Below are 9,285 nucleotides of genomic sequence, written 5' to 3'. Positions count from 1 at the left end.
CAAAAATGTACTGAGTAAGGGGCCAACAATTAAACCTAATGCCTGTGTCGCCGTACAAAAACTTGCCATTTTAACCTGTGATTGCTGAGATACCGCTTGGGCAGCGCCTGTAGTAAATGCAGGTAATAAGCACGCCACAGAAATACCATAAAAAATATAACTGGCCTGAAATACAAAAATTGTAGGTGCGTAGAGTGAAAGTAATAGACCAAAACACATGGTGACCAAACCAATAATCACCAAACTATTTAATTTGAGTTTAAACACTTTCACGATTAAAAGCTGGGTTAGCACCAAACAGACCCCGACAACCAACATGCATTGAGAAAAATAAACTGCACTCTGTTGGCTACTGAGATAAAACTTATCCTGAATATAAAAACCTGCCGTCATATTTAAAGTCACAATTGCAACATAAGTGACAAAACCTAGAGTTAACCAGATCAGACTTTGCTTCAGAATTGGCTCATTCGCTCGTGCATTATCTTTATCTTGTTGCGGATTGAATGACTCAGCCTGAACTTGCGGACTTTTACTAAACAGGATACCGAGTGCAATACTGACTAAGCAAAGTAAAACCACAGCAATCCACATCGGGAAAAGCAAACCACCAAACAATAAAACTGAGGTTGCAAACGGGCCGATAATCATCCCAAAACTATTCATCGCACCAAACATCGCCATTTGTTTGCTACGATCAGCGGCTTCACTTGCATGTGTCATCACATAACTTTGCAGACCAATTTGTGGCAAAGCCATAAAAATGCCTGTAGAAGCACGACTCAATACCAGTAAGATAAAAATGAATAACGTGGGTAAAATCGCATGTGTTCCAAAATACAGAATCAAGGTAAAAATAGCCCAAGTAAAGGTCATTCCCCAAAAGCCATAAATGACGAGTTGATTGGGAGATAGCTGACTTTTCCTTTTTGCAATCCAGATCGATGCAATCGCCATAAAGATTGCCCCTGCTGAAACAATCACACCACCTTGGAATTCAGATAAATGTAATTGTCGTGTCAATGGGGCAAGTAAAGGGAGAATCATGGAAAAACAAGTTCCATTGATCAAAGCAGCCAGCGCTAAAAACTTTAAATTATTGTTCATCATGAAAATCATCAAAAGAAAAGGCATCTAAAACAGATGCCTTTTTGATTAGATTAGTATTTGAGGGTATAACTCAAACCATAAGTACGGCCTTGTGCAGGCAGGCTAGAGATAGGACCATATACAGCTTCAGCTGCTTGACTAAATACAGTTTTATATTCTGTATTCCAAACGTTATAAACACCAAAGCCTACCGTTCCTGGGCCAACTTTCGCATTAGCAATCACATCCATAACGGCATAGCCTTTGATCTTCGTCGCTGCATTTGGGCGAACATTGGTATCATATTTTGCCTTTAGAGAATCTTCATATGCTTTATCCGTTCCCTTCACAGCTAACATCTGAACCCTTAAACCATTACCTTTGTCATCGTTCCATTCACCAAATAATGTACCTTTAACTGGTGAAACTTGTAAGGCATTCAGTTCACGCCAAGAACCACCTGCATCCTTGAATTGCCCACGCGTATAGGCAATTGTTCCACCAACACTAAACTGATCTAAAACAGGCATACTTGCATTTGCTTCAACGCCATAAATTCGCTGATCTGTATCTGCAACGGTTACAGAACGATCTGCCTTAAATTGAACCACTTTATCTGATGTATTGTAGAACGTGGTTAAACCTAAATTTGCTCCTAGATCATTTTGGAATCTCCAGCCAAGTTCATAGTTGTTGACCGTAATCGGATCAACATTACCTGAGCGCACAACATAACCTGCTGAAACATCACGTAATACACGTTGAATATCAGGCAAACTAAAACCTTGTGAAAAATTCGCAAAGACTTGTTGTTGATCATTTAATTTATATACCGCACCTAAATTAAATAAGGTTTTATCATGCTCTACAGTCCCTGCCGCTACAGTGCCGACTGGTTGACCCGTGATATCACCTTGAATTGCAGGAAACGTTGGTTTAAATGCGCTGGTATCACTTTCAATACGTTGATGACGCAAACCTGCCTGAATGTTGACCGCATCGCTTAAATCATAATTTCCTTGTACAAAGATACCGAGGTTTTTAATGGTGGCATCTGGGCCGAAATCATAACTACGACCTGTATTTTGATATTTTAAGCCATTATGCGTAAAACTATAGAGATCTGCCGTTTGTTGATCTTTTTCATGATCATAATCAATACCATAGGTGATTTTTAAATCACGATCAGCTAGATTCAGTTTTGATGTCATTGCTGCTCGAATGCCAGCAACATCAATATCCGACTCTGACTGATAAGCAAAGTAATAACCTGCTGGAATAAAGTTCGCTAGCAGCGTTGGATAGAATCTGGCTTTTTCATTGCGATAGTACGCTTCAACATTTAACTCTTGCCCAAGCAAATCAGTATTTTGATACTGTGCATTGACCGCATAACGCTTGGTAAAAGCTTGATCATCAATTTCAAAACCTTTTAACGCCTTTAAACTTGGCTTTGCGCCTAAGAAAACAGCGAAGTTTGTACCATAGTCAGGGCCATATTCTGAATCTTGTTGATCATCATAATATTGCGCACCCAAACTTAACTTTTGCTGATCCGTAAATTGCCAACTTAAACGTCCATTGACATCAACAGTTTCCGTATCTTGACGGTCAGTTTGTGCAACTTCAGGTCCAATTCGATCACCATGACTGTCTTGAATTTCACCGCGCTGGGTATAACCTGCGCCCAAGAAACCATTCCAATCGCCTTGGTTAAACGCAACGGATTGATAAGCTTCATAAGCCAATGCATCATTTTTAAAATTATCACCTGAAGTCACGCCGACTTTAGATTCAAAACTTAAACTGTCACCAGAGCCTTTTTTGGTCAGAATATTAATAATACCGCCTGTTGCCCCTGAGCCATAAATACTGCTCGCACCTGAAACCACCTCAATTTTTTCAATTGAATCTGGGCTAATGCTATTGAGTTGACGAGCCGCATCACGTGAACCGGTTTGCGCTACGCCATCAATTAACACAAGCACCTGACGACCACGCATGGTTTGTCCATAGTTGGTTGTGGTGCCACTACTTGGGCTAAGTGAAGGCACTAACTGCGCCAGAATATCGGCCAGTTTACGACCTGCCGCGGCCTGTTGCTCAATCTGTTTTTGTTCAATGGATTGAACTGTTCCTGCAATTTCCGCAATGCTTTGCGCTGAACGTGTTGCCGTGATCACAATTGGCGCGAGTTGTACTGAGTTTTTGCTTGGTGCCTCAGCTGCGGCATCTGCCTCAACAGTTTGCGCATAAAGCTGCGTGCTGACGGCCAAACTTAACAGTGTCAATGATGTCGAAATTGACATAACTTTCATAAATTACCCCTAGGTGAGTTGTTGCGTTTGTTTTGCTTTGTGGATGAGAACTTGGCTGAGCAATACGCTCAAAACCGATGAAACTGCGAGAATCAGATAAAAATTTCCATAGCCCAGTGATTTCGCTAAAAAACCTGACAGTGCGCCGCCAATGAAATACACCAGTAACTCAAAGCAAACTAAAATGGTGAAATCTGTACCAGCCTGATCTTTAGAACAGGTCTGCATGAAATGTGCATAAAGTGCCGTCATGGCGATATAACGAATAGCGAGTATGACCACGACAAACACACCAAGCAGCAAATGCCATTGATCAAGCCAACTAAGTAAAACGGCGCTGCCCAACAAGGCATAAACCAAGGTACGCGCCCAACCTGCCCAAATCAGCAATTGAGTTGCTGCTAATTTTTTCAATAAAAATGCGGCGGATACTGCGGCCAATAAACCCACACCTGCACCCACAACAGACATTAAAATGCCAATTTCTGACAAGGACCATTTTTGGTCAATCAGCATCGGATTCAGCATCGCCATAGCCGGTGCTTCGACCACGCGATAACACACAATTAATGCTAAAGCCCATAACATTTCAGGGCGTTTAAATGCACGAATTAAGCTAGGCGTTGGTTTTGCGATTTTTTCACTCGTCTCTTTTTCTTGAATGAAGAAAACAGCCAACATGGTCAGTGCGGTCATGGCCGCCAAAGACATTAACGCCGTTTGCCAACCATAAAGCTCATACAGCCATAAAGTTGCTGCTCCACCAACCATACTGCCAAGCGCAACACCTATACTTTGCGCCATACTGCCTAGTCGATACTCAGATTCTGAAAAGGTTTCGACCGTATAGCCATCAATTGCGATATCTTGAGTTGCAGCAAAAGTTGAAATCCATAAACCGACAATAACAAATACACCAAGACCGTAATCGAATTGGGTAAGTGCCAAAGCAACGACCCCCAACACTAAAGCTATTTGCGTAAACAAAAGCCAAGTTTTACGTTTACCGAGTTTTTTGAAATAAAAACGATCGATTAGTGGTGCCCAAAAAAACTTGAATGCCCAAGGAATATAGAGCAGCGACAACATGCCAATCCAACGTAAATCTACGCCTTGATGACGCAGAATCGCAGGTAAGGCCACATTATAAAAATACAGTGGTAAGGCATGCGCGAGATATAAAACCACCACGACACTCAGGCTCAAGGCTGAGACTTTCTGAATATTTAATGAATTTTGATTCATAAATACCTCTGCAAAGCCCATTGTGTGGCTTCAGCTTTATCTACGCTCACAAAATATGGAACATGCCAAGCTTTGTGCAGAGCTGGTGTATCCAATCGAATACGATCTTCTTCATCTTGAGCAATACGAGCAAAACCCAAGCAATATTGGTAAAAATCTTGTTTATATTGTTTATACCACTTGCCTTGGATTGCTCTATATTCCTCCGGAAATTCTGTATTTGCATCGGTTTGCATGATCAACACAAAATTTCGCTGATGTTCGAAATAGTGCTGAATTCGTGCTAACCATTGTTCAAATTCTGCAACAGAGACATTCGCCGCAAAGCGCATGTCTAAGATATGCATTTCATTGATATATAAGCTCATGTAACACTCAGGAGTTTGGCTGGCTGATCTGCTAGCTGTTGTTGTGATGTTTGGTAATAATCCCCAAACTTGTTATAGAAAGTTTCTCTGAAGCAGTAGTACAACATCGCTGTTTTTTCGGGCATCGGTATTAAACGTTGGCTTTCATAACAAAGCTCTGCCACTACTGCTGCATATGGTTTAACGGTATGATCTGGCTCACCCACAATTTTTTTAGCTTTTGAATGTTCAAAAATGTAAAAACTGAGTAAACGAATGGTTGGGCGCAAGAAGCCTTTGCCAAACACGGATTTGTCACCAAACAGGAGATGCCAACCGAGATCATTGTCATCACCATCGTAATAACGGCCTAAACGATCTCGTTTACCCTCATAAATTTCGGTATAGCCCACATCTTTGCCATCAATTCCGACGATTAATAAACGGTGATGGTCATCTGCTAACATTTTGTCGAAGTAAACTTGTAACTCTAGTTCTGATTTATTTAACTGCCACTGAGGAATTACATGTGGCTCATGCATCCATTGATGTAATAAAGGAATATCCTGAGGATATTGCACTTGGCGTAAGTAGTACTGTGTACCATCTTCAAAGTATTCAAAATAATCTGGCAATTGCTGAGAGATTGTTTTCATATCGAACCTATAAAATGACGAATAAAATTAGCCCGCTTTCGCTTGGCGTGGTTGTTCTGCCCATGTTTTCAATGTTTCTGGGCTAACTGGATTTGCAATAGGATCAAGGAAGACAGGAACAGGACGTTCTGCTTCATCGTTATAACTTGTGGTAAATAGACGTACACGGTTTAGACAAATTTTGGTGTAAGTTGGACGCAGCATGGCGAATTTATCAGCACGTTCAGCCAGTTCTGGATGTTTTTGGTTAAACTCAACAATCGTGTTGGAAATGGTCTGCCAAAAATCAAGCTCAGAATATTCAGGATAGTCTTGCAAGAACACATTACAGATATAACGGTAATGCACCATGAACAGACCTGTAAAAATAAAATGGCTTAGATCGGTCGCTTCGTGACGGAGTAATAAGTCTGCGTCAGATGGTAACTGAGTTAACTCAGGAAAATCCTCATCCACTAAATTGATGTCGTCAATGAAGTCTTTTAATACCATTGCTTTCGGCACACCATTTTCATGTACCAACATCGTGTTTTCGCCGTGTGGTGAAAATGCCAAACCATAGCGATACAAGCAAAGTAACAATGGACACATGCACACTTGAGCAAATTGAGCTAACCAAGCTAAAGGACTTAATCCTGATGCTTTGATCAGCACGCTCAGGATCGATTGACCAGAAATATCACGATGTAATAGAGCTGCTTGAGAGAGAACTTGTTGTGATGAATCAATATAGCGATCAACACTTTCACGCCACAAACAACCAAATAGTTCTTTAAATTGATATGGTGCGCCGTCAATGCGGTCAAAACATGGCTGGTGAATAGTTAAAGTTGCAACCTCACCCAAGAAAATCACACCTGTATTTTGTAAGTCTTGATCTTGTTGATGAATCTGTTTTAACCATGCGGTCACTGCTGGAGCAGCAAGATTACGTTTTGAGGGTAATCCACGATAAACAGCAGTATTAAAAATACTGACTGGCAGTTTAATGTAATGACGTTGTAGATTTGATGTATTGCATAATGTGCGAATGGACTGCATTGGCACATAACTATCTTGACTGATATTCAGTTCAATAATTTTCTGATCAACAATTTCATTGGCATAAGTTGGCACGAGCCATTGGTGCCATTGCCATGCATGTACGGGAATCAAAAAATAATTTTGTGGGTCTAGATTTTTTTCTTGAAGAATATTGATGAATTGCTGTAGTTCATTGGCATCAAATTCATGTTGATATAAACCACATGCACTCCAATCTTCAGTACTTCGATACTCTGCTAAATCACGATGTACAGCTAACCACAACACTTTAACTTCAGGAGAAAGTTCTGGCGCTGAGCTAAGATAATCATCATAACCAAAACCCATACGCCCCTTACTCATGATGAGCCAAGGATGACCTCGTAGCATGCCTTCAACTTTGTAATGAGGCTCAGTCAAAACCGCTGTGCTTGGCAAACGCGTTTCATTGAATAAATGTGCTTCTGCCAACCAAGTATTGTTCATTTCTTTGATCAAATATGCTTTGGTAAATGGCTTAACATTAGAACTGTCAGACATTGCGACAATGAACTCATGTAAGTTCCAAGCAGGTTGATCATTTTCCTGACTATGAGTCACATCACGTACCGAAGCTTCCTGAATATTCCAGTGTCCGAGTAGATATTGATTTCCTTGAAACTCATACTGACGATTGCCTAAATCTAAGCGATAATGCCCTGCTGACAATGCTTTAACTTCAATAATTTCTTCATATAGAAACTCTGCAATCGCCATTTCAATAAGACGTTGCCCTGCGGCACGCCATTGCTGCTGATTAATTTTTAAAGTTGCAAAGTTCATATCAGTTTCTCATAAGTTGAATGTACAGAAGCAGTTTGTGTCCGTGTGTTTGCACCACGACGATTAGGATGCGCCGTCATCACGTTCTGTTCTGTTTTCTTGAAAATTGAATGGTTTTTATTGGGAGAATTTTCGCAAAGGCACTCGTTTGATTGTGCTTTGTCATCTGCCATACAAATTTTTGGATTTTGAGAGAGATTAAAGTGTTGGAATGTCTGCGCTTGATTGCCTAATTCATAAAGAGGCTCAGCAAGCAATTGATTAATGATCTTTGCTGCACGATAAGCACCAAGACCTAAATCAGGTGTGCCGACACCATGACTATGCATTTCCTGATTTTGAACAAAAATATGACCATTCAGCCGATGTACAACACGATAGTCGTCTGTAATCTGCCAACGCTGTTTATGATCAAACTCGATGTATGGCTTGAGCAACTGCATAAAACCAAAATCAGGCGTGAAATAACCCGTCGCGGCTACAAGAAAATCACAGTCGAGATGAAAAGACTGAGCTGTAGCACGATGCTGGAAATGCAGTCGGATTTTTTGTGTATCCAATGCTTCTGCATCTTTCAAATCACATTGACTATGTAAATGTGTCTGTAAGCTTTGACCCGCAATGCTACGGTGATAAAGTTTTTGATAGATTTCACGGATGGTCTTTGCACTAATGCCCTTGTACAACAAAGACTGCTGCTGCAATTGTTGCTCTTTCTTTTCAGCTGGCAAAGCATAAAAATGCTGTGCATAGTCTGGGCTAAAATGTTCCAGTCCCAATGGTGCATATTCCATTGGGAAGAAGCCCAGAGAACGAGTAAACCAGTGTAGGTCGAACTGATGATTGGCTGTATCTTGCTGCTCATCAAGCAGATCAATAAAGACTTCGGCGGCGGATTGCCCTGAACCAAGTACTACAACATCGCCGTGTAAATCTATATCTGTATGCGTCATATATTGCGCAGAATGCAGACATTTTTGTGGTTGCTGCTGCTGTACTTTAGCCAAGCATTCAGGCAAGTAAGGCACATTACCGCTTCCGATGACCAGATGACGGCATAAATAACTGTGCTGAACACCCTCCGATTCCACCACAACTTTAAAACCAATAGTTTGAGGTTCGATCTTCAAAACACGAGATTGGTATTCAATACAATCAAGTTGTTCTGCAACCCATTGACAGTAATGGTTATACTCACAACGTGGAATATGCGGCTGTTCTAAAAAGTAAAATTTATATAAGCGTTGCTGATGACGCAGATAATTCAAAAAGCTAAATGGGCTAGTTGGATCAACCATTGAGACCAGATCTGCCATAAACGGCACTTGCAATACCGTATTGGGTAACTGCATCCCTGCATGCCAGTCAAACTGAGCTTTCTGTTCGAAAATTGCATAGTTAAGTGTGCTTTTATTATGCAGCAGGCTGGCCAGACTCAGATTAAATGGCCCTAAACCAATTCCAATAAAATCAAGCATAACTGACATCCTTCTGTGAAATACACAGCGGATTTGGCAGTTCGACATAGACAGATTGGTTCTCGACAGGCGCAATCAGCTCATCTAATTCATGTAAACGTGTGAGCAAATTACCTTTATAAGGCAAGGTTACATTGAACAATAATCCCTGTAATAAGCTACTGTCTGGATATTGCTGCAATTGCTCTTGCAAGAAACTTGTTAGATGCCCAAGTAATTCATCTTCAGTAATATAGCCTGTTGCGCCAATCGCATTGATAATGCCGAACAAGGTATTGCCAAAGAAATAATAACTAAAACGTTCATC

The 9,285-nt window shown here is 40.9% G+C and carries 8 protein-coding genes; all 8 read right to left on the bottom strand.

Annotated features, from left to right (window positions below):
- A partial coding sequence (locus B4H32_RS06835; RefSeq protein WP_286801007.1) for an MFS transporter occupies positions 1–1,134 on the bottom strand: 1,134 nt, incomplete at its 3' end.
- A 26-nt stretch (positions 1,135–1,160) separates the two neighbouring features.
- The gene (locus tag B4H32_RS06830; protein ID WP_286801002.1) at positions 1,161–3,407 is read right to left on the bottom strand and encodes a TonB-dependent receptor; all 2,247 of its coding nucleotides are present in this window, start codon (positions 3,405–3,407) and stop codon (positions 1,161–1,163) included.
- Between the two features lie 9 nt (positions 3,408–3,416).
- Entirely contained in the window at positions 3,417–4,652 is a 1,236-nt protein-coding gene (locus tag B4H32_RS06825) for an MFS transporter (RefSeq protein ID WP_286801000.1), read from the bottom strand.
- Complete coding sequence (gene actB, locus B4H32_RS06820) at positions 4,649–5,020, bottom strand: protein ActB (RefSeq protein WP_004281762.1); 372 nt, start codon at positions 5,018–5,020, stop codon at positions 4,649–4,651. Before actB ends, B4H32_RS06825 begins: the two co-directional genes overlap by 4 nt.
- A complete protein-coding gene (gene acbD, locus B4H32_RS06815) occupies positions 5,017–5,655 on the bottom strand; it encodes an acinetoferrin biosynthesis acetyltransferase AcbD (RefSeq protein ID WP_004915699.1) in 639 nt (212 codons plus the stop codon). The genes actB and acbD overlap by 4 nt, the downstream gene beginning before the upstream one ends.
- A gap of 27 nt (positions 5,656–5,682) precedes the next feature.
- Positions 5,683–7,500: an acinetoferrin biosynthesis protein AcbC gene (acbC, locus tag B4H32_RS06810; RefSeq protein WP_068517836.1), complete on the bottom strand. Its 1,818-nt coding sequence runs from the start codon at positions 7,498–7,500 to the stop codon at positions 5,683–5,685.
- Positions 7,497–8,978 (bottom strand): acinetoferrin biosynthesis monooxygenase AcbB, encoded by a 1,482-nt coding sequence (gene acbB, locus B4H32_RS06805; RefSeq protein WP_286800998.1) that lies wholly within the window; start codon positions 8,976–8,978, stop codon positions 7,497–7,499. Before acbB ends, acbC begins: the two co-directional genes overlap by 4 nt.
- Positions 8,971–9,285 (bottom strand): ferric iron reductase (locus tag B4H32_RS06800; RefSeq protein WP_286800997.1); only part of this gene is annotated, 315 nt, incomplete at its 5' end. The genes acbB and B4H32_RS06800, both read right to left, overlap by 8 nt.

Origin of the sequence: Acinetobacter sp. UBA2063, assembly GCF_002333245.1 — a bacterium.
Taxonomy (GTDB): domain Bacteria; phylum Pseudomonadota; class Gammaproteobacteria; order Pseudomonadales; family Moraxellaceae; genus Acinetobacter; species Acinetobacter parvus.
Note: the sequence above shows the minus strand (reverse complement) of the source record. Positions and strands in the feature narration are given on the sequence as shown.

Excerpts from the sequence above, each read along its gene's own strand:
- B4H32_RS06830 (WP_286801002.1), bottom strand. The coding sequence starts at position 3,407 with ATGAAAGTTATGTCAATTTCGACATCATTGACACTGTTAAGTTTGGCC.
- B4H32_RS06825 (WP_286801000.1), bottom strand. The coding sequence starts at position 4,652 with ATGAATCAAAATTCATTAAATATTCAGAAAGTCTCAGCCTTGAGCCTG.
- actB (WP_004281762.1), bottom strand. The coding sequence starts at position 5,020 with ATGAGCTTATATATCAATGAAATGCATATCTTAGACATGCGCTTTGCG.
- acbD (WP_004915699.1), bottom strand. The coding sequence starts at position 5,655 with ATGAAAACAATCTCTCAGCAATTGCCAGATTATTTTGAATACTTTGAA.
- acbC (WP_068517836.1), bottom strand. The coding sequence starts at position 7,500 with ATGAACTTTGCAACTTTAAAAATTAATCAGCAGCAATGGCGTGCCGCA.
- acbB (WP_286800998.1), bottom strand. The coding sequence starts at position 8,978 with ATGCTTGATTTTATTGGAATTGGTTTAGGGCCATTTAATCTGAGTCTG.